22 protein-coding genes and 1 pseudogene are annotated in these 23019 nt (G+C 72.2%); 16 read left to right on the top strand and 7 right to left on the bottom strand.

Going from position 1 to position 23019, the window contains the following annotated elements:
* Positions 1–93 precede the first annotated feature (93 nt).
* The 5 genes from ACZ6RT_RS23580 to aroQ all read left to right on the top strand — a co-directional run bounded on the left by ACZ6RT_RS23580 (position 94) and on the right by aroQ (position 4457).
* Complete coding sequence (locus ACZ6RT_RS23580) at positions 94–822, top strand: prepilin peptidase (RefSeq protein WP_470156119.1); 729 nt, start codon at positions 94–96, stop codon at positions 820–822.
* 102 nt (positions 823–924) lie between these two features.
* The gene (gene aroC / locus ACZ6RT_RS23575) at positions 925–2103 is read left to right on the top strand and encodes a chorismate synthase (protein ID WP_399193158.1); all 1179 of its coding nucleotides are present in this window, start codon (positions 925–927) and stop codon (positions 2101–2103) included.
* A gap of 64 nt (positions 2104–2167) precedes the next feature.
* Positions 2168–2671 carry a shikimate kinase gene (locus ACZ6RT_RS23570; RefSeq protein ID WP_399193156.1) on the top strand — a complete coding sequence of 168 codons (504 nt, stop codon included), beginning with the start codon at positions 2168–2170 and terminating at the stop codon, positions 2669–2671.
* A gap of 124 nt (positions 2672–2795) precedes the next feature.
* Complete coding sequence (aroB, locus tag ACZ6RT_RS23565) at positions 2796–3872, top strand: 3-dehydroquinate synthase (protein ID WP_399193154.1); 1077 nt, start codon at positions 2796–2798, stop codon at positions 3870–3872.
* 150 nt (positions 3873–4022) lie between these two features.
* Entirely contained in the window at positions 4023–4457 is a 435-nt protein-coding gene (aroQ, locus tag ACZ6RT_RS23560; RefSeq protein ID WP_399193152.1) for a type II 3-dehydroquinate dehydratase, read from the top strand.
* 63 nt (positions 4458–4520) lie between these two features.
* Here aroQ and ACZ6RT_RS23555 read toward each other — a convergent pair whose 3' ends face one another.
* Positions 4521–6719 (bottom strand): ATP-dependent DNA helicase, encoded by a 2199-nt coding sequence (locus tag ACZ6RT_RS23555; protein WP_470156116.1) that lies wholly within the window; start codon positions 6717–6719, stop codon positions 4521–4523.
* Between the two features lie 284 nt (positions 6720–7003).
* On the opposite strand from ACZ6RT_RS23555, the gene ACZ6RT_RS23550 reads away from it, so the two are divergent.
* The 4 genes from ACZ6RT_RS23550 to ACZ6RT_RS23535 all read left to right on the top strand — a co-directional run bounded on the left by ACZ6RT_RS23550 (position 7004) and on the right by ACZ6RT_RS23535 (position 11907).
* Positions 7004–8464 (top strand): hypothetical protein, encoded by a 1461-nt coding sequence (locus tag ACZ6RT_RS23550; RefSeq protein WP_470156114.1) that lies wholly within the window; start codon positions 7004–7006, stop codon positions 8462–8464.
* A 206-nt stretch (positions 8465–8670) separates the two neighbouring features.
* Positions 8671–10254, top strand: a complete 1584-nt coding sequence (locus ACZ6RT_RS23545) for a Na+/H+ antiporter (RefSeq protein ID WP_399193146.1) — start codon at positions 8671–8673, stop codon at positions 10252–10254.
* 113 nt (positions 10255–10367) lie between these two features.
* Positions 10368–10841 carry a carboxymuconolactone decarboxylase family protein gene (locus ACZ6RT_RS23540; RefSeq protein ID WP_399193144.1) on the top strand — a complete coding sequence of 158 codons (474 nt, stop codon included), beginning with the start codon at positions 10368–10370 and terminating at the stop codon, positions 10839–10841.
* Positions 10842–10983: 142 nt separating this feature from the next.
* Positions 10984–11907 (top strand): RNA polymerase sigma-70 factor, encoded by a 924-nt coding sequence (locus ACZ6RT_RS23535; protein WP_470156112.1) that lies wholly within the window; start codon positions 10984–10986, stop codon positions 11905–11907.
* Between the two features lie 266 nt (positions 11908–12173).
* On the opposite strand, the gene ACZ6RT_RS23530 is transcribed toward ACZ6RT_RS23535, so the two are convergent.
* A complete protein-coding gene (locus tag ACZ6RT_RS23530) occupies positions 12174–12437 on the bottom strand; it encodes a UBP-type zinc finger domain-containing protein (protein ID WP_399193139.1) in 264 nt (87 codons plus the stop codon).
* 149 nt (positions 12438–12586) lie between these two features.
* Here ACZ6RT_RS23530 and ACZ6RT_RS23525 point away from each other — a divergent pair, with 149 nt between their 5' ends.
* The 4 genes from ACZ6RT_RS23525 (at position 12587) to ACZ6RT_RS23510 (ending at position 14615) form a co-directional block, all read left to right on the top strand.
* On the top strand, positions 12587–12988 hold the full coding sequence (locus tag ACZ6RT_RS23525) for a hypothetical protein (protein WP_399193137.1): 402 nt from the start codon (positions 12587–12589) through the stop codon (positions 12986–12988).
* A 61-nt stretch (positions 12989–13049) separates the two neighbouring features.
* A complete protein-coding gene (locus ACZ6RT_RS23520) occupies positions 13050–13391 on the top strand; it encodes a YidH family protein (RefSeq protein WP_344900739.1) in 342 nt (113 codons plus the stop codon).
* Between the two features lie 10 nt (positions 13392–13401).
* Positions 13402–13842 carry a DUF202 domain-containing protein gene (locus ACZ6RT_RS23515; protein ID WP_470156109.1) on the top strand — a complete coding sequence of 147 codons (441 nt, stop codon included), beginning with the start codon at positions 13402–13404 and terminating at the stop codon, positions 13840–13842.
* 23 nt (positions 13843–13865) lie between these two features.
* Entirely contained in the window at positions 13866–14615 is a 750-nt protein-coding gene (locus ACZ6RT_RS23510) for a hypothetical protein (protein WP_399193133.1), read from the top strand.
* A gap of 76 nt (positions 14616–14691) precedes the next feature.
* Here ACZ6RT_RS23510 and ACZ6RT_RS23505 read toward each other — a convergent pair whose 3' ends face one another.
* The 3 genes and pseudogenes from ACZ6RT_RS23505 to ACZ6RT_RS23495 all read right to left on the bottom strand — a co-directional run.
* A complete protein-coding gene (locus tag ACZ6RT_RS23505; RefSeq protein WP_470156107.1) occupies positions 14692–15819 on the bottom strand; it encodes a ferritin-like domain-containing protein in 1128 nt (375 codons plus the stop codon).
* A gap of 162 nt (positions 15820–15981) precedes the next feature.
* A complete protein-coding gene (locus ACZ6RT_RS23500; RefSeq protein WP_399193129.1) occupies positions 15982–16479 on the bottom strand; it encodes an aggregation-promoting factor C-terminal-like domain-containing protein in 498 nt (165 codons plus the stop codon).
* A 337-nt stretch (positions 16480–16816) separates the two neighbouring features.
* Positions 16817–17107 (bottom strand): annotated as a pseudogene (locus ACZ6RT_RS23495) (aggregation-promoting factor C-terminal-like domain-containing protein); the annotation flags it as partial.
* A gap of 319 nt (positions 17108–17426) precedes the next feature.
* On the opposite strand from ACZ6RT_RS23495, the gene ACZ6RT_RS23490 reads away from it, so the two are divergent.
* Complete coding sequence (locus ACZ6RT_RS23490) at positions 17427–17912, top strand: glutathione peroxidase (RefSeq protein ID WP_399193127.1); 486 nt, start codon at positions 17427–17429, stop codon at positions 17910–17912.
* Here the strand turns inward: ACZ6RT_RS23490 and ACZ6RT_RS23485 are convergent.
* Positions 17884–18882, bottom strand: a complete 999-nt coding sequence (locus ACZ6RT_RS23485; RefSeq protein WP_399193125.1) for a LacI family DNA-binding transcriptional regulator — start codon at positions 18880–18882, stop codon at positions 17884–17886. The genes ACZ6RT_RS23490 and ACZ6RT_RS23485 overlap by 29 nt on opposite strands.
* Before the next feature lie 177 nt (positions 18883–19059).
* On the opposite strand from ACZ6RT_RS23485, the gene ACZ6RT_RS23480 reads away from it, so the two are divergent.
* Positions 19060–20280 carry an ABC transporter ATP-binding protein gene (locus tag ACZ6RT_RS23480; protein WP_399193123.1) on the top strand — a complete coding sequence of 407 codons (1221 nt, stop codon included), beginning with the start codon at positions 19060–19062 and terminating at the stop codon, positions 20278–20280.
* A 405-nt stretch (positions 20281–20685) separates the two neighbouring features.
* Positions 20686–22119: an ice-binding family protein gene (locus ACZ6RT_RS23475; protein ID WP_470156104.1), complete on the top strand. Its 1434-nt coding sequence runs from the start codon at positions 20686–20688 to the stop codon at positions 22117–22119.
* 119 nt (positions 22120–22238) lie between these two features.
* Here the strand turns inward: ACZ6RT_RS23475 and ACZ6RT_RS23470 are convergent, their stop codons facing one another.
* Positions 22239–22988, bottom strand: coding sequence for an SDR family NAD(P)-dependent oxidoreductase (locus tag ACZ6RT_RS23470; protein WP_470156102.1), 750 nt, complete (start codon positions 22986–22988; stop codon positions 22239–22241).
* Between the last annotated feature and the right edge of the window lie 31 nt (positions 22989–23019).

Below are 23019 nucleotides of genomic sequence, written 5' to 3'. Positions count from 1 at the left end.
CCTGGGCCGCCGTCCCTCGAGGGGGGAACGTCCTTCGAGGGGAGAACGTCCGGATCGCGGGCGCGCGAGGAGAGGGCGGGTTATCGTCGCCCCATGACCCCCCCGGCCTGGCTCGTACTCCTCACCGTCCTGGCGGGCCTGGCGGGTCTGGCGATCGGATCCTGGACGCGACGCCTGGTGGTCCTGCGCGCGGTGTCCGGCGATCCGGAGGCCGGACCGGAACGGGACCTGCCGCCCGGCCGGGTCCTCCTCCCGGTCAGGGGGACCGTCGAGGCGGTCACCGCCGCGGTGCTGGCCGCCCTGGCGCTGCGGGCGCTGTGGCCCGGGATGCCCGCCGAAGCCGGGACGACGCCGCTCGGAAGGGCGGGGGAGCTGCTCGCCTTCGGCTGGCTGGCGGTGGTGGCCGTCGTCCTGGTCTTCGTGGACGCGGCCGTCCACCGGCTGCCCGACAGGCTCACCCTGGCCGCCTACCTGGGCACGACCGTGCTGCTGGCGGCCTCGGCCCTGGCCGACGGCCGCCTCGCGGACCTGCTCACGGCCGGGCTCGGCGGCCTCGCCCTGGTGGCGTTCTACCTGCTGCTCTTCCTGGTCAACCCGGCGGGGATGGGGCTGGGCGACGTCAAGTTCGCCGGGAGCCTGGGCACCGCGCTCGGCTGGCTGGGCTGGGACACGCTGGTGACCGGTGCCTTCCTCGGCCTGGTGGCCGGCGCCCTGTACGGGGCCGCCCTGATGCTCCTGCGCCGCGCGGGCCGCAAGAGCGAGATCCCCTTCGGCCCGTTCATGGCGCTGGGCACCCTCGCCGCCGTTCTCACCGCGCTCTGAGCCCCCGTCCCGAGCCGTCCCGTGGGCGACCTCGCGGATCGGGGCGTCTCAACCCGTGAACCCGGACCATTCCAGTGGGCGGCACGTGGAAGACTTGTCACCATGTTGCGCTGGTTGACCGCCGGAGAGTCCCACGGCCCCGAGCTCGTCGCGATCCTGGAAGGGTTGCCCGCCGGGGTGGAGGTGACCACGGCCCAGCTGGGCGAGGCGCTGCGCCGCCGCCGCCTCGGCTACGGCCGCGGGGCGCGGATGAAGTTCGAGCAGGACCTGGTCACGATCGTGGGCGGGGTCCGCCACGGACGGACCCTCGGCAGCCCCGTCGCCATCCGCGTCGGCAACACCGAGTGGCCCAAGTGGGAGACGGTCATGGCGGCCGACCCGGTCGATCCGGCCGTGCTGGAGGGCCAGGCGCGCAACGCGCCGCGTTCACGCCCCCGCCCCGGTCACGCCGACCTCGCCGGCATGCAGAAGTACGGCTTCGACGACGCCCGCCCGGTGCTCGACCGGGCCAGCGCCCGCGAGACCGCCGCCCGCGTCGCGCTCGGCCAGGTGGCGCGGAGCTTCCTCAAGCAGGCCCTCGACGTCGACATCGTCAGCCATGTCGTCTCGATCGGCGGGGCCGCGGCCACCCGGGGCGTCCTGCCCGGTCCCGGCGACCTGGAGGCGATCGACGCCGACCCGGTGCGCTGCGCCGACCCCGAGGGCAGCGCCGCGATGGTCGCCGAGATCGACAAGGCGCACAAGGACGGCGACACCCTCGGCGGCGTCGTCGAGGTCGTCGCCTACGGCCTGCCGCCGGGCCTGGGCAGCTACACCCACTGGGACCGCCGTCTGGACGCCCGTCTCGCGGCCGGTCTGATGGGCATCCAGGCGATCAAGGGAGTCGCGGTCGGGGACGGCTTCGAGACGGCCCGCCGCCCGGGGTCCCTGGCCCACGACGAGATCGAGAACACCGAGGGCGGCATCCGCCGGATCACCAACCGGGCCGGCGGCGTCGAGGGCGGCATGACCAACGGTGAGCCGCTGCGCGTCAGTGCCGCGATGAAGCCGATCTCCACCGTTCCCAGGGCACTGGCCACCGTCGACGTGCTGACCGGCGAGGCGGCCAAGGCCCACCACGAGCGTTCCGACGTGTGCGCGGTCCCGGCGGCCGCGATCGTCGCCGAGGCGATGGTCGCGCTGATCCTGGCCGATGCGGTGATCGAGAAGTTCGGCGGCGACTCCGTCGACGAGGTCGCCCGCAACCTGTCCGGCTACCTCTCGTCATTGGTGATCAAGTGAGCGGGCGTCCGGGCCCGGGAGCCTGTGGTCTCCCGGCCGGCGGCCCGCGGTCCGAGGAGAACACGTGAGTCCCCGAGCAGTGCTGATCGGCCCCCCGGGGTCGGGCAAGTCGACCGTCGGGCGGCTCCTGGCCGACCGGCTCGGTCTGGCCTTCCGCGACACCGACGCCGACGTGGAGCTCGCGGCGGGCAAGCCCGTCAGCGACGTCTTCATCGAGGACGGCGAGGAGACCTTCCGCGCGATGGAGGCCGACGCCGTACGGCGGGCGCTGGCCGAGCACGAAGGCGTGCTCGCCCTCGGCGGCGGGGCGATCCTGGCCGAGGCCACCCGCGAGCTGCTGACCGGCCACCAGGTCGTCTACCTGGAGGTCGGCCTGTCCAGTGCCGTCCAGCGGGTGGGCCTGGCCTCGGCGCGCCCGCTGCTCGTGCTGAACCCGCGCAGCCAGCTGAAGAAGCTGATGGACGCCCGCCGTCCCCTCTACAGCGGTCTGGCCACGATCACCGTGGCGACCGACGACCGTTCGCCCGCGGAGGTCGTGGACGAGATCGCCGCGAGCCTGAAGGAGTGAGCGCGGCCGGTCGCCCCGGCGGCCGTCTCCCCGCTTCACCCCGGACCCGCAGCCACCCGCACAACCCACCACGGAGTTCCCACGTGTTCCTGAACGCAGCCCCCTCACCGATGGACGGTGACCGATGACGGTCACCCGGATCTCCGTCAGGGGCGAGAGCCCGTACGACGTGGTGGTCGGCGCCGGTGTGCTCGGCGAGCTGCCCGGACTGCTGGGCCCGAAGGTCCGCACGGTCGCCGTGGTCCACCCGGAGAGCCTGCCGGAGATCGCCCGCCCGGTGTGCGGCGCGGTCGAGGCGGCCGGGTACGAGGTCGTGCCGCTGCCGGTGCCCGACGCCGAGCGCGCCAAGACGGTCGAGGTGGTCGCCGGGCTGTGGTCCGCCTTCGGCCGCGCCGGCCTCACCCGCTCCGACGCGGTGGTCGGCGTCGGGGGCGGGGCCACCACCGACCTGGCCGGGTTCGCCGCGGCCACCTGGCTGCGCGGCGTCAAGGTCGTGCAGGTGCCGACGACCCTGCTGGGCATGGTCGACGCGGCGGTGGGCGGCAAGACCGGCATCAACACCCCCGAGGGCAAGAACCTGGTGGGCTCCTTCCACCCGCCGGCGGGGGTCCTGTGCGACCTGGCCACGCTGGTCTCGGTGCCCCGCGACGACTACGTGGGCGGCCTGGCGGAGATCATCAAGGGCGGCTTCATCGCCGACCCGGAGATCCTCAGGCTCATCGAGGACGACCCCGAGGGCGCCCGCCGCCCCGAGGGACGGCACACCCGCGAGCTGATCGAGCGGAAGATCCAGATCAAGGCCGACGTCGTCGGCGCCGACCTGCGCGAGAGCGGCCTGCGGGAGATCCTGAACTACGGTCACACCCTGGCCCACGCCATCGAGCGCGCCGAGGACTACCGGATGCGCCACGGCGAGGCCGTCGCGATCGGCATGGTCTACGCGGCCGAGCTGTCCCGCCTGGACGGCAGGATCGGCGCCGACCTGGTGGAGCGCACCCGGTCCGTGCTGACCTCCGTGGGCCTGCCCACCGCCTACCGTCACGAGGCCTGGCCCGAGCTGCGCGACCACATGCGCCTGGACAAGAAGAGCCGCGGTGCCACGCTGCGCTTCGTCGTGCTGGACGGCCTGGCCAAGGTCTCCCCGCTGGTCGACCCGTCGGAGGAGCTCCTCGAGGCCGCCTACCGCGAGGTCGCCCGGTGAGCCCCGCAAGCCCGGTGAGCCTGGTGAGCCCCGCAAGCCGTGTGAGCCCGGTGACCCGGGCGGGCGGGGACGGCCGGCCCGGCGGGAGTCCGGTGAGGAACTCGGCCCGCGCACCGGGCGCGTGGCCGTCGAGGAGCGGTGAGTGATCCGATGAGACCCGTGTACGTGCTCAACGGCCCCAACCTGGGACGGCTCGGCACCCGCGAGCCGGACGTCTACGGCGCGGAGACCTTCGCCGACCTGGCCGCGCTCTGCCGGCAGACCGGCGAAGGGCTCGGCCTCTCGGTCGAGGTGCGGCAGACCGACGACGAGGCCGAGATGCTCCGCTGGCTGCACGAGGCGGCCGACGGCCGGATCCCGGTGGTGCTGAACCCGGCCGCGTTCACCCACTACTCCTACGCGCTGCGCGACGCCATCGCCCAGCGCACCGCCCCGCTGGTCGAGGTGCACATCTCCAACCCGGCCGCGCGGGAGGAGTTCCGGCACACCTCGGTCGTCGCCTCGGTGGCCACCGGCACCATCGCGGGCTTCGGCCTGAGGTCGTACGTGCTGGCCCTGCACGCCATCGCCGACAGCGCCACCTGACGCCGACGGCGTCAGGTGAGGCGCCCCCGGTCGGGGACCGGGCGCTCGAGGACGCGCGCCCGGTCAGGAGGCGCCGAGGCGCTTGAGGGCGCTGCGGACCTTCGCCGGGTCCTCGGTGGGCCAGAAGGGCGGCAGGGAGTCGCGCAGGAACCCGGCGTAGCGGGCCGTGGACAGGCGCGGGTCCAGGACCGCGACCACCCCCTTGTCGTGCTGGCTGCGCAGCAGGCGGCCCGCGCCCTGGGCCAGCAGGAGCGCGGCGTGGGTGGCGGCGACCGACATGAACCCGTTGCCGCCCTTGGCGGCGACGTGACGCTGCCGGGCGGAGCTGAGCGGGTCGTCCGGGCGCGGGAACGGGATGCGGTCGATGATGACCAGGCGCAGCGACGGGCCGGGCACGTCGACGCCCTGCCACAGGGAGAGCGTGCCGAACAGGCAGGTCGGCTCGTCCTCGGCGAACTGCTTGACCAGCAGCATCGTGGAGTCGTCCCCCTGGCAGAGCAGCGGCACGCTCAGCCGGTCGCGCAGCGCCTCGGTCGCCGCCCTGGCGGCCCGCATCGAGGAGAACAGGCCGAGGGTGCGTCCCCCGGCGGCCTCGATGAGCTCGGTGATCTCCTCGATGTAGGCCTCGGGCAGCCCGTCGCGCCCCGGCTGGGGCAGGTGCTTGGCGACGTAGAGGATGCCGCTGCGGGGGTGGTCGAAGGGGGAGCCGACGTCGAGGCCGGTCCAGCCGGCCCGGCTCCTCGTGCCCTTGCCGGCGCCCTTGTCGCCGTTCCCCCTGGCGCGGCGCCCGCCGTTGCCGCGCTCACCGTCCCGCGCGCCGGTGCCGGAGGCGTCCTCGGTGTCACCGGTGTCGCCGGTGTCGCCGGTGTCACGGGTGTCGTCGTCGCCGCCGCGGGCCGCGTCCCGTGACGGCTCGGCCCGGCCGCCCCCGGCGCCCAGCCCCCACTGGCGGGCCAGCCCGTCGAAGGCGCCGCCCAGGGCGAGCGTGGCCGAGGTCAGGATCACCGTACGGTCACCGAAGAGCTTGTCGCGGAGCATGCCCGCCACGGTGAGCGGGGCCACCCGCAGCAGGGGCGGGCGCCGGTCGGTGCCCGCCTCCAGCCAGACCACCTCTGCCCGGTCCACCTCCGTGGCGTGACCGAACGCGTCGAGCATGCGCTGCGCGGTGTCGTGCACCTCGTCCAGGGACGTGAAGGCCGCCTTGCGCAGCCCAGCGCCCTCGGGGTCGTCCTTGTCGCCGCCGCGCGGCCCCATCGCGGTGATGCACGCCCAGGCCGCGTCGCGGATCAGGGCGAGCGTCATCCCCAGCACCTCGGGGAGCTCGTCGAGACGGCCGGCGGGCGCGGCGGCCAGCAGGGCCCTGAGGTCCTCCCCGGCCTCCATCAGCCGGTCGGCGAGGTGCTGCTCGATGAGCTTGCCGACCCGCCGCACGGCCACCGAGACCATGGTCTCCGACAGCTCGCCGCTGACCACCGAGGTGACGCGGTCGACCAGCTCGTGGGCCTCGTCGACCACGACCACCTCGTGCTCGGGCAGCAGCGGGAAGTCCTCCATCGCGTCGATCGCCAGCAGCGCGTGGTTGGTCACCACGACGTCGGACTCACCGGCGCGGGCGCGGGCCAGCTCGGCGAAGCACTCGGCGCCGTTCGGGCAGCGCATGGCGCCCAGGCACTCCCTGGCACTGACCGAGAACTGGCGCCAGGCCTGCTCGTTGACCCCGGGCACGAGCTCGTCGCGGTCACCGGTGTCGGTCTCGTTCGCCCACTCCTGGATGCGCTGGACCATCCGGCCCGTCGCGTTCACCTCGCGGGGGTCGAAGAGCTGGTCCTGCTCCTCGTCGGGCCACCCGGCGCTCGCCTTGTACCGGCACAGGTAGTTGCGGCGGCCCTTGAGGATCGCGAACGCGGGCTCGTGCGGCAGGTGCGGGGCGAGGGCCGCAGCCAGGCGGGGCAGGTCGCGGTCGACGAGCTGGCGCTGCAGCGCGATGGTCGCGGTGGAGACGACCACGGCCCCCTTGGAGGTCATCGCGTGCCTGATCGAGGGGATCAGGTAGGCCAGCGACTTGCCGGTGCCGGTGCCGGCCTGGACGGCCAGGTGGTCGCCCGACTCGATCGCGTGCTGAACCGCCCTCACCATCGCGATCTGGCCGGGGCGCTCGACCCCGCCCACCGCTTCGACGGCGGTGCTCAGCAGATCCTCGACGGGGGGAATATCCGTCTTCGAGGAGACGTCTTCGGATGGGGCGATGGAGTCGGTCGGCACGACAGCCAACCGTACCCGTTCACTCCGACGATCGCGGCGGCTCCGGGGGCTTCGGCGGTTCCGGAGGAGTTCGCCGTACGGACGCATGGCGGTATTCAGGAAGCCGAGGTTCACGTCACGTGGCAAACTGGCTGGATCACCCGGCTCGTCGAGCCCCGCAAGGTCACGGAAGATCTATCGTTCTGGTGTCCCTGGGGCGGAAGATGGGGATGGAAAGGCCGGTTCGGTAGGGTTTCCCGAGGTCGAGTGGACGAATAAAGGCTGGTTAAAGCACTATGTCCTCCATGTCGGAAGTTGTGCCGTTGCCGTCGTTCGGCGAGGTGTTCTTTGACGAGCGTGGCCAGGAGCGCGTGCTCCGGGTCACCTGGCACGAAGGCACCCTGGTGCTGAGCCTTTGGCGCGGTGAGATGTGCACCGCGAGTTTCCGCATGCCCATGAACGACGTGGGACGCCTGGTCGACACCCTCGACGAGGGCTTCGTCGAGGCCGGTGGACAGTACCCCGACGAGGTGGACGAGCCCGTCCCGGCCGAGCAGCCGCACCACGGCGAGCAGCAGGTCTACGGCGAGTACCCGGGCACCGGCCAGTACGCCCGGCCGCGGCCCGAGGACTACGCCCAGCCGCAGCAGCAGTACGTCGACCCGATCGGTCACACCACCGACCCGAGCGCGTCCCGCCCGGCCCCGGCACTCGGGCCGAACGACGTGCTCGTCGCGCGGGGCGCGGTGCCCGCCTTGGATCGATCCTCCGACCGCGCCCAGCCCGGGTACGGCCCGGCCGACGCGGTGCCCCGCGAGAACCTCATCGTGAACGACGCGCTGCCCTACGGGCAGCCCCAGCCCGCCGAGCCGCTCGGCACGGACCCCGGGCCCGGAGAGGCCGGCTACCAGATGCCCGGCGACCTCTACCCGCCCGCCCAGCGCCCCGGCCCCTACGGCGGCCCCCAGGACGCCTACCCCGGTGGCGCGCAGCAGCCCGCCCCGTACGGGAGCCCGCAACCGGGCGGCCCCGCGCAGCCCGCCCCCTACGGGGGCTCGCAGCCGGACGGCTACCCCGGCCCGGTCCCGCAGGCCGACTTCTACGGCGCGCCCGCCCAGCAGCCGGGCCCCTACGGCGGCCCGGTCCCGCAGGACGCCTATCCCGGCGGCGCCGCGCAGCCCGCCCCCTACGGCGCCCCGCGGTCCGGCGCGTACGAGGTGCCACCGCAGCCGCACCCGGTGGACCCCTTCGCGCCCCCGGCCGAGCGGCAGAAGCCCGTGGACCCCTTCGCGCCGCCCGCCGACCGTCTCCCCGGCCACGCCCGCCCGGCCGAGCCCGACCCCTACGCGCAGGCACAGCAGACCTCGACCGACCCCTTCGGGTTCGCCGCGCAGCAGGCCGCCCAGGGGGCCGGGCAGGCGGCACCCTACGGCTACCCGGCCGCCGCGCAGCCCGACCCCTACGCGCCGGGCGCCCAGCAGCCGCACCCGGCCGGTCACCCGGCCGACCTGCGCGACCTTTACACCCCGCCCGCCTACCCGCAGGAGGACGTCGACCCGTCCGACCCGCTGGGCCTGTTCGGCCGCTCCGCGCCGGACCAGCGGCTGCCGCGCCCCTACGTGCAGGAGCCGCCGCACTCCACCGGCGAGCGTCTCCGCCCCGAGCAGCGTCACGACGAACGGCGCTACGAGGAGCAGCGGGAGGAGCCCCGCTACGAGGACGGGCGCCACGAGGGCAGGCGCCGTGGCGAGCGCCGCGACTGGTGACCGTCCGCCGATGACCCCGCCGGTGTGGCCCGGCTCACGTTCCGATGCGGCCCCGTCGCGCCCGTTCGCCAGCGCGGCCCCCGAGGAGATACGGTGACCCGTTCGCCGGATGCGGACCCCGGCGCCTGACGGCGTCCCGCCCTCGAGGGCGGCTCCCCGGAGGCACCGGGCGGGCGGGCTGATCGATCTCTATCGGGCGGGGTGGCGTGGACCAGTCGACGGTGCTGCAGATGCTGGCCGTGTCGGTCGTCGGGATCGCCGTGGCCGCGGTGGCCAGGCGCAGGGGATGGCCGGCGCCGCTGCTGCTGGTGTTCGCGGGCCTGGTGCTGTCACCGCTGTTCCCCGAGTACGAGCTCGACCCCGAACTCGTCCTGCTGGTCTTCCTGCCGCCGCTGCTCTACGCGGCGGCGATCGAGAGCTCCTACCTCAGGCTCAAGGATCTCCGCAGGCCGGTCGCGCTGCTCTCGATCGGCCTGGTGCTGTTCACCACGCTGGTCGTCGGAGGGGTCGCCCACCTGCTCCTGCCCGAGCTGCCGCTCGCCGCCGCGTTCGCGCTGGGCGCCATCGTGGCCCCGCCGGACGCGGTCGCCGCCGTCGCCGTGGCCCGCAGGCTCGGGCTGCCGCGCAAGGTGGTCACCATCCTGGTGGGGGAGAGCCTGTTCAACGACGCCACCGCGCTGACCGCCTACCGGGTGGCCATCGCCGCCGCGCTGGGGCAGGGCCTGACCTGGCTGGACGTCACCGTCGACTTCGTCAGGGCCGCGGTGGGCGGCGTGGTCATGGGGCTGGCGCTCGCCTGGATGCTGACCTGGGTGCTGCTGCGGCTGCGCGAGGCGCTCATCGAGAACACGGTGATGCTGCTGGCCCCGTTCGCCGTCTACCTGGCGGCCGAGAGCGTGCACGTCTCCGGGGTGGTCGTCGTCGTGATCGTCGGCCTCTACATCGGGCACCGGATGCCCAGGGCGGGCTTCGGCACCCGGCTGCTGTCCGACGCGATCTGGCGGGTGCTCGGCTTCTTCCTGGAGACGATCGTCTTCGCGCTGATCGGCCTGCAGCTGTGGCCGATCGTCAGGGAGCTGGAGTGGAGCGACCGGTGGAGGCTCACCGGGATGGCCCTGGCCGTCTTCGCCGCGGTGGTGATCTCCCGGGCGGTCTGGGTGGTGCCCAGCCTCTACCTGCCCAGGATGCTGTCCAAGAAGGTCCGCAGCCGCGAGACCCACGCGCCGTCGTGGCAGTACACGGCCATCGTGAGCTGGGCCGGCATGCGCGGCGTGGTCTCCCTGGCCGCGGCCTTCGCCATCCCGGAGGACTTCGAGGGACGCGACCTGCTGCTCTTCCTCACCTTCGCGGTGGTGATCGGCACCCTGCTCCTCCAGGGCCTGACGTTCCCGGCGCTGATCCGCAGGCTCAGGGTCTCCAACGAGCAGGAGACCTACGCCGACAACCTGTCCGAGGCCGCCGCCCAGCAGGCCGCGGCCTCGGCGTCGCTGGCCCGGCTGGAGGAGCTGGTGGCCGACGGGGTCGACGACGTCCACCGGGAGGTGGTCGACCAGCTCAGGTCGCGCACCGAGCGCCGCGCCCTCACCGCGTGGGAGCGGCTGGGCGGCGGGACCGGCCCGGAGGGCGAGGAGACGCCCAGCACCGTCTACCGCCGGCTCCGCAGGGAGATGCTGGCGGTCGAGCGCGAGGTCTTCATCCGCCTCCGCGACGAGCGGCGCGTCGACGACGAGGTGCTCCGCCGGGTCCTCCACGAGATCGACTTCGAGGAGGCCACGCTGGAGCGTGACTGAGCCCGGTCGCGGTCGGCGGCCGGGAGACACAGGTCACATCCGTCCGTGTCACTGGGGGTCGGGCTACCTCGTCTCAGGAGGTGTAGCCATCACCGACCGCGCAGGAGCACGACGTGGACGCTCGACTGAACTACTTCGCCGACCCCGCCGCCGGCAAGATCCTCAAGCACTTCATGTCGGCGGGCAGGGCACTCAAGGAGTCCCCGCTGCCGGCCGCCACGCAGGAACTGGTGGCGCTCCGCGTGAGCCAGATCAACGGCTGCGCCGTCTGCATCGACATGCACACCAAGGAGGCCACCGCCGCCGGTGAGAGCCCGGTGCGGCTGAACCTGGTCGCGGCATGGCGGGAGGCCACCGTCTTCACCGAGGCCGAGCGCGCCGCACTGAGGCTGGCGGAGGAGGGGACCCGGGTCGCGGACGCGGCCGACGGGGTCGGCGACGACACCTGGGCCCGCGCCGCCGAACACTACGACGAGGGACAGCTCGCCGCCCTGGTGATCCTGGTCTCCTTCATGAACACCGCGAACCGGCTGAACATCATCGCCCGGCAGCCGGCCGGTGACCACGTGCCCGGGCAGTTCCACTGAACGGCACCGGCGACCGGCTCGGGGCCCGCGGGCTCCGGGCCCCGCGCCGGGGGCGTCGCCCTGCCGTACCGGCACCGCGAATGATCACCGGAAGACTCCCGCGCCGGACGGTACGGACGGGGGACAGGGGAGGGAGGCCGGAGTGAACAAGGCCGAGGAGTTCGAGGAACTGCGACCGCTGCTGTTCTCGATCTCCTACCGGATCCTGGGCAGCGTGGGGGAGGCCGAGGACGCCGTACAGGAGACGTGGCTGCGCTTCGACGCCCTGACGACCCCGCCCACGTCGACCAAGGCCCTTCTGTCGGCCGTGGTGACACGGATCTCGATCGACGTGCTGCGCTCCGCCCGCGCGCGGCGCGAGGAGTACGCGGGCCCGTGGTTGCCCGAGCCGCTGTTGAGCGATCCGTACCAGGATCCGGCGCGGTCGGCGGAGCTGGCCGACTCGGTGTCGATGGCGGCGTTGCTGCTGCTGGAACGGCTCAGCCCGCTGGAACGGGCGGTGTTCGTGCTGCGGGAGGTGTTCGGCTTCGGGTTCGACGAGGTCGCGTCGGCGGTGGGACGCTCGGAGGCCGCGTGCCGGCAGCTGCTGGTGCGGGCACGGCGGCACATGCAGACCGGCCGGCCCCGCTTCGAAGCGGCCCGCGAGGAGCGGGAGGAGCTGGCCTCACGGTTCTTCGCCGCCCTTCGCGAAGGCGACGTCGCCGGCCTGCGGGAACTGCTCGCCGCCGACGTGTCGGTGGTCGGCGACGGCGGCGGCAAGGCCCCCCAGCTGGCCAGGACCGTCTTCGGCGCCGAGAACGTGGCCCGGCTGCTCGCCTCCTTCTTCCCCCGGGTGGCCCGGATCGACGTGACGTTCGAGCCGCACGAGATCAACGGCCAGCCGGGTGCGATCTTCCGCGACCGGGACGGCAGAGTGCTCCACATCCTGGCGCTCGATGTGCTCGGCGGGAGGATCCAGACGATCCGCTCGGTGATCAACCCCGACAAGCTGGGGCACCTGGGCCCGGTGGCGGACGCCTGGGCGATCGACCGCGAAGCAAGGCGGGCGCGCCGGTCCACGGGATGACCGCAGGTCACGCGGCCCGCACGGAGGCGGAGGAGCAGGTCCGGTCTTCGGACCGGCCCTCCCCCGGGGGTGAGAGGCGAGGGTGAGGGGCCGGTGACGACCCGGCCGGTGCCGATCGGCACGTTCCCGGCCATGACCCGGCCGTCGGTCAAGGCGTCGCGCCTCCACGACGAGACGGGCATCGCGCAGTCGTGCGACACGGCGTGTCCGGCGCCCCGGTGCATCGGAGCCGGAGCGGCAGGGCCGAGATCATCGGTGGACGCGTCTCAGCCCATCACGTTGTCCACGTAGCACCAGCGCCAGTTCTCGCCCGGTTCGAACGAGGCGATGACCGGGTGGCCGATCCCGGTGGCGTGGCCGGTGGCGTGCCGGTTGGGCGACGAGTCACAGCAGCCGATGTGGCCGCAGGACAGGCACCTGCGCAGATGGACCCAGCGCGCTCCGATCGCCAGGCACTCCTCACACCCCTGCGGCGTGCGCGCCGGCGGGTCCTCGGTCCGGGCCCGGGTGAGATGCTGACAGAGCTCCATGGTTCCCCCCTTGTGTGAATACTCAGGATCGTACGACCCGAACCATGTTCGGGTCGGTGTGCCTCTCCGCGTTCCGGCCTGCGGCCTCCTTCGGTAACGAGCCGGTACGACCGCGCCTGCCGCGCGGGCGCGTTGGGTAGGGTCGGGACATGCGACCCCTTCCGCGACGAATTCCCGTCCTCGCCGCCTCAGCGGTGGCCGCCGCCCTGCTGGTCACGGGCTGCTCCGAGATCCAGCAGGTGAGCCAGGGCATCGACAAGGCGCAGCAGTGCGTGCAGGCCGCGGGTATCGTCACCGAGACCGCCTCCAAGGTGTCCGGCCTGCTCAACGACCCCGCGGGCATGGAGAAGGCGCTGAACGACGGGGGCGCCAAGCTGGGTGATCTCGCCGACAAGGCCTCCAACACCTCCCTGAAGGAGGCCGCCGACGGTGTGTCCAACACCCTGCAGGGTTTCAACGTCACCGACGCCAACAGCGCCGTCGACGCCGCCCAGAAGGTGGCGACCGACTCGGTGGGCTGGGTCCAGCAGCTGACCAACGCCTGCGGGTGACGGCGGCCTGTTCCCAACCCGCATTCTCCTAGGGGAATAGCGCTGAAATAGCGTCGTTCCCATGGACGCTCCGGACAACGAACCGGATCCCCGGTTCACTCTCGCCAACGAACGCACCTATCTGACCTGGTTGAGTACGTCGCTCGCGCTCAGCGCGGGCGGCGTCGCCATGGCCGCGGTCTCGGCCGACGTCTTCATCCCGTGGATGCGCACCCTGCTCGCGGTGGTCCTGGTGTCGCTGTCCGCCCTGGCCGCCGCGATGGCCTATCCCCGCTGGCGCAGCGTCGAGCGGGCCCTGCGCAGTTCCGCGCCGCTCCCGCCCCCGGCCCTGGCCCCGCTGTTCGGGTACGGGGTGGCGGCCGTCGCCGTGCTGGCCCTGATCCTCATCCTGCTCTCCCGATGAACGGCTCCCGATGAGCGGCTCCCGGGACGGAGGCGGGTCCGGGGACGGCGGCTTCCAGGACGTCGCTCCCCGGGACGACGGCCCCGGAGGTGACGGCCCCGGAGGTGACGGCACGGGGCACGGTGGCGTCGGGGACGGTGGCCTGCAGGGTGAGCGGACCAGGCTCGCCTGGGTCCGTACCGCCACCGTGCTGGCGGCCGGTGCCCTGGGCGGCGCCGGGGTGGCCCTGCGCGCCGGTGCCCCCGCCGGGATCGCCCTGCTGTTCGTCCCCGCCGTGTTCTGCGCCTTCCTGCTGCTGACCCAGACCGGCATCCGCTACCGGCGCGCCCAGGAGGCCCTCCGCCGGGGGCGCCCCCTCGACGACCGCGCCGACGTCCTCATCGCCTGGATCGGCACCGTCGCCGTCACCGCCGGGGCCGTCGCCTCCGTGCTCGCGGGGGTCGGGCGGTAAAAAATGCGGCAAGATAGCGGAGCATGTCCCGCTTCGATGATCTGCCCGGCTACGCGGCGTCGATCGGCCCGCTGATCGACGCGGTCAACCTCGGGGTCCACATCGCGAGCAGGCCACCCTGCCGGGAGCTCACCGAGCGCTGGGGGCTGCAGGCCGACCTGCTGGTCGATCTCCGCTTCGTGCTTCCGGTCAGGCCGCTCACCCCCGAGGGGGTGGCCGCCGTCTACCGCTACAACCCCCTGCGGCGGTCCGAGATCGACGTCCACCTCGTCCAGGGCACCCTGGTCGAGGACACCGCCCCCGCCGGCGCTCCCGCGGAGGGGGGCGTCCTGCGCGCGACCCCGGCCGCGCGGGCCTTCATCGCCTCCCTGTACGAGGTGCACGCGACGGTGCTCGGCGGGCTGTGGGCCGCCCAGGCCGACCGGCTGCCCGAGCTGGCCGCCGTCGCCGGACGGCTCCTGCGGGCGGGCGCGGCGACCGGCGGGGCCGCCTTCACCCAGGTCTCGCCGCCGTACGAGCCCGCGGGCACCCCGCCGGGCGTGCTGCTCTTCAACCGGCTGGCGGCCCTGCGCTACCACCGCGCCGACGCGCACGCCGGAGCCTGGGCGCGGGCGGGCCTGACCGCCGCCGAGATCGTCTCCCTGCCCCCGGGGCCGGTCCGGGACCGGATCGAGGCCGACACCAACCGCCGCGCCGCGCGGCCGTACGAGACCCTGACCACCCGTGACCGGCAGACGTTCCTGCTCGGCCTGAGCGCCCTCGACCTGCCGTGAGACGGGCGGGAGCACGGGCCGCGCGACGGGCCGGGAGGCGGCGGGGGATCAGGGCCGGGAAGTCAGGGGCGGGAGATCAGGGCCGGGGGGCGTCGGTGCCGCCCAGGGCGACGGTCTCGGCGACCTCGGCGTGGCGCTCGGCCTCCTCGGCCGCGAACCGCTCGGCGTCGAGCCGTTCGGCGATGTCCTCGTCCTGGCGCATCAGCCGGTCCAGGTCCTGGCCCGCCATCTCCAGCACGCCCATGTCGGCGTAGGCCTGCTGCAGGCGCGGGCTCCACAGCCCGATGTCCTTGACGCAGGGGACGATCCGGCTGAACAGCAGCGAGCGGAAGATCCTCAGGTACTCCGACCGGTCGACGCACTCCATGGCCTCGGCCACCTCGGCCTTGTTCAGGCCCAGGGTCTCCCAGGTCTCCCGGCCGCGCAGCCGGTCGCGCATCAGGTAGCAGCCCTCGATGACGAAGTCCTCGCGCTCGCGCAGCTCGGCCTCGTCGAGCTGCGCGTAGTGGTCGCGCAGCGCCATCCGGCCGAAGGCCACGTGCCGGGCCTCGTCCTGCATGACGTAGGCGAGGATCTGCTTGGGCAGCGGCTTGGTGGTGATGTCGCGCATCACGCCGAAGGCGGCCAGCGCGAGACCCTCGATGAGCACCTGCATGCCCAGGTAGGGCATGTCCCAGCGGGAGTCGCTCAGCGTGTTGTCGAGCAGTGCCTTCAGGTGGGGGTTGATCGGGTAGGCCAGGCCCACCTTCTCCTGCAGGAACCGGGCGTAGGTCTCGGCGTGCCGGGCCTCGTCCATGGTCTGGGTGGCCGCGTAGAACTTCGAGTCCAGGTCGGGGACCGACTCCACGATCCTGGCCGAGCAGATCATCGCGCCCTGCTCACCGTGCAGGAACTGGGAGAACTGCCAGGAGGCGTTGTGCAGCCGCACGTCGGCGCGCTGCCTGTCGTCCATCCGCTCCCACAGCGGGCTGCCGTAGATCGCCAGCGTCCGGTCGGGGACGCCGAGCACGTCGTACGGATCGACCTCCAGGTCCCAGTCGATGCGCTTGGCCGAGTCCCACTGCTTGTCCTTGCCCTTCTGGTACAGGCTCAGCATGCGGTCCCGGCCCTCGTCGTACTCCCAGGTGAACCGGGCGGCTCCGGCCGCCTCGACGTCCCAGGTGGACAGCTCGGAGGGGATGGCGTAGAGGTCGTGCGTCGACATGGGGGCCTCCTGGAGACGTACATCGTACGTACCCCCACGAGGTTGTCACGTACACTGTACGTACGTCAATGGAGGCCGCGCCCGCGGAGGTGACGCCCGGGGCCGCGGACGGCCCCGGGCGCCGGGAGAGTGTTCCCTTCCCCTGGACACTCTCCGGACGGGTCAGTACCAGTTGCTCGACCGGAAGTGACCCCACGCGCCGCACGGTGACCCGTAGCGGCTCTTGATGTAACGCAGACCCCAGTGGATCTGGGTGATCGGGTTGTACCGCCAGTCGCCGCCGCTGCCGCCCATCTTCGAGCCGGGCAGCGCCTGCGGGATGCCGTAGGCCCCGGAGGAGCGGTTGTAGGCGCGGTGGTTCCAGTTGCTCTCCCTGGTCCACAGGCTGTCCAGGCAGCGGAACTGCCTGTGCGGCCACGCCCGCCGGGAGACGAGGCGGTAGGCGATCGTCTTGTTCCTGCTCTTGGCGGTCCTGGCGACCGCCTTCATCGTGGGCTTCACCTGGGTCACCCAGGTGAAGCGGTGCACCATCCGCGCCGTCCCTTTCCTGGACGACTCGGTGGCGCTCTCGGCTCGTCCCGCCGTCGACGGACCGACCATCGCCGAGGCGGCGAGAACGGTGACGACGGTACCGCGTAGAACACGGTGGCTGCTGTTCACATGTTTCCTTGTCCTCGGGCCGCGTGCGGGGGCGCGCGAGGGCATCGGTGCCCTCGCACGCCTGACGATCCGGCGCCCGTGGCTCGGACGGGGAACGCCCGCGCGGTCTCGCCGGCCTGTTTCCGGCATGAGACGCCGCGGCGGTCTCTCTAGGCGGCTTTCTAGTACGCCGGAGAGCGCCGAGCGGCGGATGGGACACGCGAAGGAAAGGTGTTTGCCCGATCTTCGGGATTTACGGGTGGTTCAGCGAGAGGTCGATGACGACCGGCGAATCCCCAATGCCCGGAGACGGCATGAAAATCAGCCCACCATGGGGTTTCGGAGTGCTCGCTCCTGATCAGTACCAGCCCCGCGACAGCGAGTGCGACCACGCCCGGCACGGCGAGCCGTAGCGCTGCTTGATGTAACCGAGCCCCCACTTGATCTGCGTCCTGGGGTTGGTGCGCCAGTCGCGTCCCGCGCTGGCCATCTTCCCACCGGGAAGCGCCTGCGGGATGCCGTACGCGCCCGAGGAGCGGTTGCGGGCGCGGTGGTTCCAGTTGCTCTCCTTGGTCCAGAGCCTGCTGAGGCAGTCGAACTGAGTGCTGTTCCAGCCGTGAGCGGACACCATCGGCCTGGCGACCGCCCGGTTGCCCGTACTCGCCGAGGACGCCTGGGCGACCGTGGTGGTGCCGAGGGCGAGCACCGAAGTGATCACCAGTGCACCGGTACGGCGTAGCGTCGACATGGGACTCCCTTGTGCCTTGAGGTCGGGGGACGGCGCCACGATGCCTCGCGATCCGGCGGCGGGCCAGCCGACAGCGTCTGTCAGGAGCCATGTCAGAGATCGGTAAGAGAATGATCAAAGCGATGGTGAGGCGGGTGTCGTCCCGCCTGTGGCTTCAGTCACATTTCACTTTATGGACGTCATAACTCTCAAATGTGACAAGGGGATTAGGGTGCACTGCATGGGAATCCGTGATATCGCCGTACAGACTCTTTCCGGCACCCCCACCACCCTGGCCGGGCTGGCCGGGGACGGGGCCGTCCTCGTGGTGAACGTCGCCTCCAAGTGCGGGCTCACGCCGCAGTACGCCGGGCTCGTCGAGCTCCAGCGGACCTACGGCGAGCGGGGCCTCACCGTGGTCGGCGTGCCGTGCAACCAGTTCATGGGCCAGGAGCCGGGCAGCGCCGAGGAGATCCAGGAGTTCTGCGCCACCACCTACGGCGTCGACTTCCCGCTGCTGGCCAAGACCGAGGTCAACGGCGAGGGCAGGCACCCGCTGTACGACCGGCTCACCGAGGTCCCGGACGCCGACGGCGAGGCCGGGGACGTGCAGTGGAACTTCGAGAAGTTCCTCGTCTCCGCCGACGGCGAGGTGGTGGCCCGCTTCAGGCCCGGCGTCGAGCCCGGCGACCCCGCCGTCATCGCGGCGATCGAGAAGTCCCTCTAGCCGCGCAGCTACCCCTGACGATCAGCTCGGTCGGCAGCAGCACGCCGCGCGGGCGCCTGCCGCCGCCGCGGAGCACCAGCTCTGCGGCGCGGTAGCCGATGTCCTGGGCCGGCTGGGCGATCACCGTCAGCGACGGCGAGCACAGCTCCGCCCAGGGCACGTCGTCGAACATGATCAGCGACATGTCCCTGGGCAGGCGCAGGTCCAGCTCCCGTGCGGCCAGCACGGCCGCCTCCCCCAGCAGGTTGCCGCCCGCCAGCACCGCGGTCAGGTCGGGCCGGTGCTGGAAGAGCCCGGCCGCGGCGGCGTAGGCGGAGTCGCGGCTGCCCCGGGCCACCACGATGAGCTCCTCGTCGACGAGCGGGCCCATCACCTCCCGGAAGACCGCCAGCCGCTGGGCCTGCCCGGGACCGCCCAGGTAGGCGATGCGCCGGTGCCCCAGCCCGGTCAGGTAGTCCACCGCGGTCCTGACCCCGGCGCGGTCGTCGGCCAGCACGGCCGGGATGTCCCCGCACCCCGCCGAGGTCCGGTGCGCGAACACGGTGGTCAGCCCGGCCCTCAGGGTCGGCGCCCAGCTCTCGCCGTCCCCCGAGGGGATCGCGACCAGCCGGTCCACCCCCTGCTCCAGGAGCACGCCGATCGCCTCGGCCTCGCGTTCGGGGTCGTCGCCGGTCGTGCCCAGGATCACCGGCTCGCCCGCCGAGCGCGCGCAGGCGAGCACCCCGTCGGCCACCCTCCCGTAGAAGGTGTCGGTGATGTCGGGCAGCAGCAGCCCGATCCCGCCCGAGCGGCGCTGGCGCAGGTTGCGGCCGAGCGCGCTGGGCCGGTAGTCGAGCTGGGCGGCGACCGTCAGCACCCGCTCCCTGGTCTCCGGGCTCGCCGACCCGCCGGACAGGACCCGCGACACGGTGGCGACCCCGACCCCGGCCGTCTCGGCGACGTCCCTGATCGTCGCGCGACGCATGTTCATGGAAACGATTCCATCATGTTTTTCACGAACGATCCAGTACGGAGGCATAACGACCGCCCTGCTGACAGGCCAGAACCGGGCAACCTCTTGACACCGATGTCCGTTTCCGATGAGATGCATGAAAACGTATCCAATATCGGGTGAACACGGGGTTGGCCCGAGGCGCTAAGGACTTCCATGGCATCCATCGTTCTCAGCAAAGTCGACAAGATCTACGCGGGCGGCGTCAAAGCCGTGAACGGCCTCGACCTTGAGATCAAGGACGGCGAGTTCATGGTGCTGGTCGGCCCGTCCGGCTGCGGCAAGTCCACCGCCCTGCGCATGATCGCGGGCCTTGAGGACATCAGCGGCGGTGAGATCGCGATCGGCGACCGGGTGGTCAACCACCTGCCCCCGAAGGACCGCGACATCGCCATGGTCTTCCAGAACTACGCGCTCTACCCGCACATGACCGTCGAGGAGAACCTCGCCTTCGGTCTGAAGCTCCGCAAGATGCCCAAGGCGGAGATCGCCAAGCGGGTCGGCGAGGCCGCCAAGATGCTCGGCCTCGACCAGTACCTCAAGCGCAAGCCAGCCGCCCTCTCCGGTGGTCAGCGCCAGCGTGTCGCGATGGGCCGCGCCATCGTCCGTGAGCCCCAGGCCTTCCTGATGGACGAGCCGCTGTCCAACCTGGACGCCAAGCTCCGCGTCTCCATGCGCGCCTCCCTGAACACCCTGCACGAGCGCCTGGGCGTGACGACCGTCTACGTCACCCACGACCAGGTCGAGGCGATGACCCTCGGGGACCGGGTCTGCGTGCTCCGCGACGGTCTGCTGCAGCAGGTCGACACCCCGCAGAACCTGTTCGACAAGCCGGTCAACCTGTTCGTCGCCGGCTTCATGGGCTCCCCCTCGATGAACTTCGTCAACGCCGAGCTGGTACGCGGTGACGGCGGCGCGGCCGTCTCCTTCGCGGGCTTCAACCTGCCGGTCCCGGCCGAGACCTTCGCCGAGAAGCGCGGCCTGGAGGACTACATCGGCAAGAAGATCATCCTGGGCATCCGCCCCTCCGACTTCGAGGACTCGGTCGCCGCCAACGGCACCCCGGGAGGCTGGACCCGCCTGCAGGTCCGCGCCGAGGTCACCGAGGAGCTCGGCTCCGAGATCAACGTGCTCTTCCTGATCGACGCCCCGCCGGTCCAGCACCAGGACACCGTCGCCGCCGCCGCCGACGACGGCGAGGAGGACGCCACGCTGCCCCTGGTGGGCGACAAGTCCCTGTGGACCGCCCGCGTCAACTCCCGCAGCCACGTCCGTCCCGGCCAGAACATCGAGCTGGTCGTCGACACCCACAACCTGCACTTCTTCGACCCGGTCTCGGGTCTGGCCATCGGTCACCCGGCCAACACCCGCGTCTGACCCCTGACGGGCCGCACCCGGCCCGTCCCGGACCACATCCCGCAAGGCCGACAGGGCCCGCGCCACGACCCCCTCCCGTGGCGCGGGCCCTTTCGTGTCCGCGGCCCTTCCGGCGGGACGTCGTCCGGATATTCAATGAAGAATTAAGTGATCTTTGTTTCCCGTTTCAGCGGTTCACGCCGAGGCTTTCCGATATTCCCGGGTAGCGTGCGGAATCGCGGGGTAGGGCTCTCGGACCTCCCGGGCCGTCGAGAGTGCCGGCAGGCGCTTTCGACCCGAGGGAGATTTCATACGGCCGGATGTCTTCACCGCTCCTATGAGTCCAGGCGCGTTCGCCGCCCCTTGAGGGAGAAGATCCGGCAAATGACAGTATTTCTCATTGGTTTTGCTCGAAGGTCGCCGGGAGTGTTCGGGCTTCTCATCGGAATTCTGCTTCTTCCGGTCATCGCCGTGGCCGTCGCCACGCACTCCGGGGCGAGGGTCGTGCAGGAGCCGGTGAACCTCGGCACCGCCGACGCCTTCGCCGTGCTGGCCGGGACCACCGTCACCAACACCGGCCCCAGCGTGATCACCGGAGACCTGGGCCTGAGCCCGGGCACCGCGGTGACCGGCTTCCCCCCGGGCACCGTGTTCGGGACCCAGAACATCGCCGACGCCGTCGCGCTCCAGGCGCAGAACGACCTGACCATCGCCTACGACAACGCGGCCGGGCAGGCCTCGACCGCCCTCGTCTCGGGGGACCTGGTCGGCCGGACGCTGGTGTCCGGCGTCTACACCTCCACCTCCTCGCTCGGGCTGACCGGCACCCTGACCCTCGACGCGCAGGGCGACCCCGACGCGATCTTCATCTTCCAGGTCGCCTCGACGCTCATCACCGGGTCGGCCAGCAGGGTCCAGCTCATCAACGGGGCGCAGGCGTGCAACGTCTTCTGGCAGGTGGGCAGCTCGGCGACGCTGGGGACCAACTCCACCTTCGTCGGCAACATCCTCGCCCTGACGTCGATCACGGTGACGACCGGCGCCGTCGTCGACGGCCGGGTACTGGCCCGCAACGGGCAGGTCAGCCTCGACACGAACACCATCAGCCGGGCCGTCTGCGACGTGACCCCCACTCCCACGGTCACCCCGACCGTGACCCCGACGGTCACTCCAACGGTCACACCGACGGTGACTCCGACCGTGACGCCCACGGTCACACCGACGGTCACCCCGACCGTGACCCCGACGGTCACTCCGACGGTCACACCGACGGTGACTCCGACCGTGACCCCGACGGTCACTCCAACGGTCACACCGACGGTGACTCCGACCGTGACGCCCACGGTCACTCCCACGGTGACGCCGACGGTCACTCCAACGGTCACACCCACGGTGACTCCGACCGTGACCCCGACGGTCACTCCCACGGTGACGCCCACGGTCACGGTCACGCCGACCGTGACCCCGACGGTCACTCCAACGGTGACCCCGACGGTGACTCCGACCGTGACGCCCACGGTCACTCCCACGGTGACCCCCACGCCCACGGTGAGCCCGACCAGGACGCGGCAGCCCCCGCAGAGGCGGGAGATCATCCTGCCGCCCGGCGACGCCGCCGGGCCCGGCCGTCAGGGCCGGCGCGGGAACCGAAGCGGTACGGAGATCGAGGTCGAGGAGAGCAGGGATGGCCCGGGAGGGTTCGTCGATCGGATCTTCGGCCCGCGCTGGTTCGGTGACCGCTGGTTCGGTGACCGCTGGTTCGGCGACCGCTGGTTCGGCCCGCGCGGGCACCAGGACCGCGGGCCCGGCCGGGCACCGGTTCCCCGGCCGGTCGACCGCCACCTTCCGGTGACCGGCTGACGCCCCGGCCCGCGGCCCCGATGCGGAGCGCGCCCGCTCACCGCCTCCCGGTCCGGGAGTGCTCCGCTCCGCCCTCCCGGCGGTCCTGGGGCGCTCCCGGCCGGTCCCCCGGCCGCCTTCTAGCGGCCGATGCGGCGGGAGACCTGGCCGATCAGGGTCAGCGGGAGCAGCCTGCCGACCCTGACGAGCGCCTTGTAGCGCAGGTCGGGGATGCTCACCCGCACGCCGCGGGCCAGGTCGCGCATGGCCTCGCGGACCACGTTCTCCGCCGACAGCCAGAGGAAGCCCGGGATCCCCGAGGTGTCGATCGAGGCGCGTTCGTGGAACTCGGTGCGCACGAACCCCGGGCACAGGGCCATGACCCGTACCCGGGTGCCGGCCATCTCCGCGGCCGTGGACTCGCTGAAGTTCACCACCCACGCCTTGGACGCGCTGTAGGAGCCCCTGCTGAAGAACGCCGCCACCGACGCGACATTTATCACCGCGCCCCGGTCGCGTTCCCTCATCCCCGGAAGCACGGCCAGCGTCAGCCGCAGCACGGCCTCGCAGTGCAGCCTGAGCATCCGTACCTCCTGCTCGGCGGGAACGTCGAGGAAGTGGCCCGGATGGCCGAAACCGGCGTTGTTGACCAGCAGGTCGACGCCCTCGCGCAGCCGCCGCTCCACCGCCTCCAGGCCCTCCTCGGTCACCAGGTCGGCGACGAGCGCCTCGGTGCCCACCCCGTGGCGCAGCCGCAGCCGCTCGGCGACCTCGGCCAGGCGTTTCCCGTCGCGGGCGACCAGGACGAGGGAGAAGCCGTCGGCGGCCAGGCGGTCGGCGAAGGCGGCACCGATGCCGGCCGTCGCCCCTGTGATCAATGCGGTTGGCATATCCGAATTCTAGGGACGCGGCGGGGCGCCG

Source organism: Streptosporangium sp. NPDC050148, from assembly GCF_055586505.1.
Note: the sequence above shows the minus strand (reverse complement) of the source record. Positions and strands in the feature narration are given on the sequence as shown.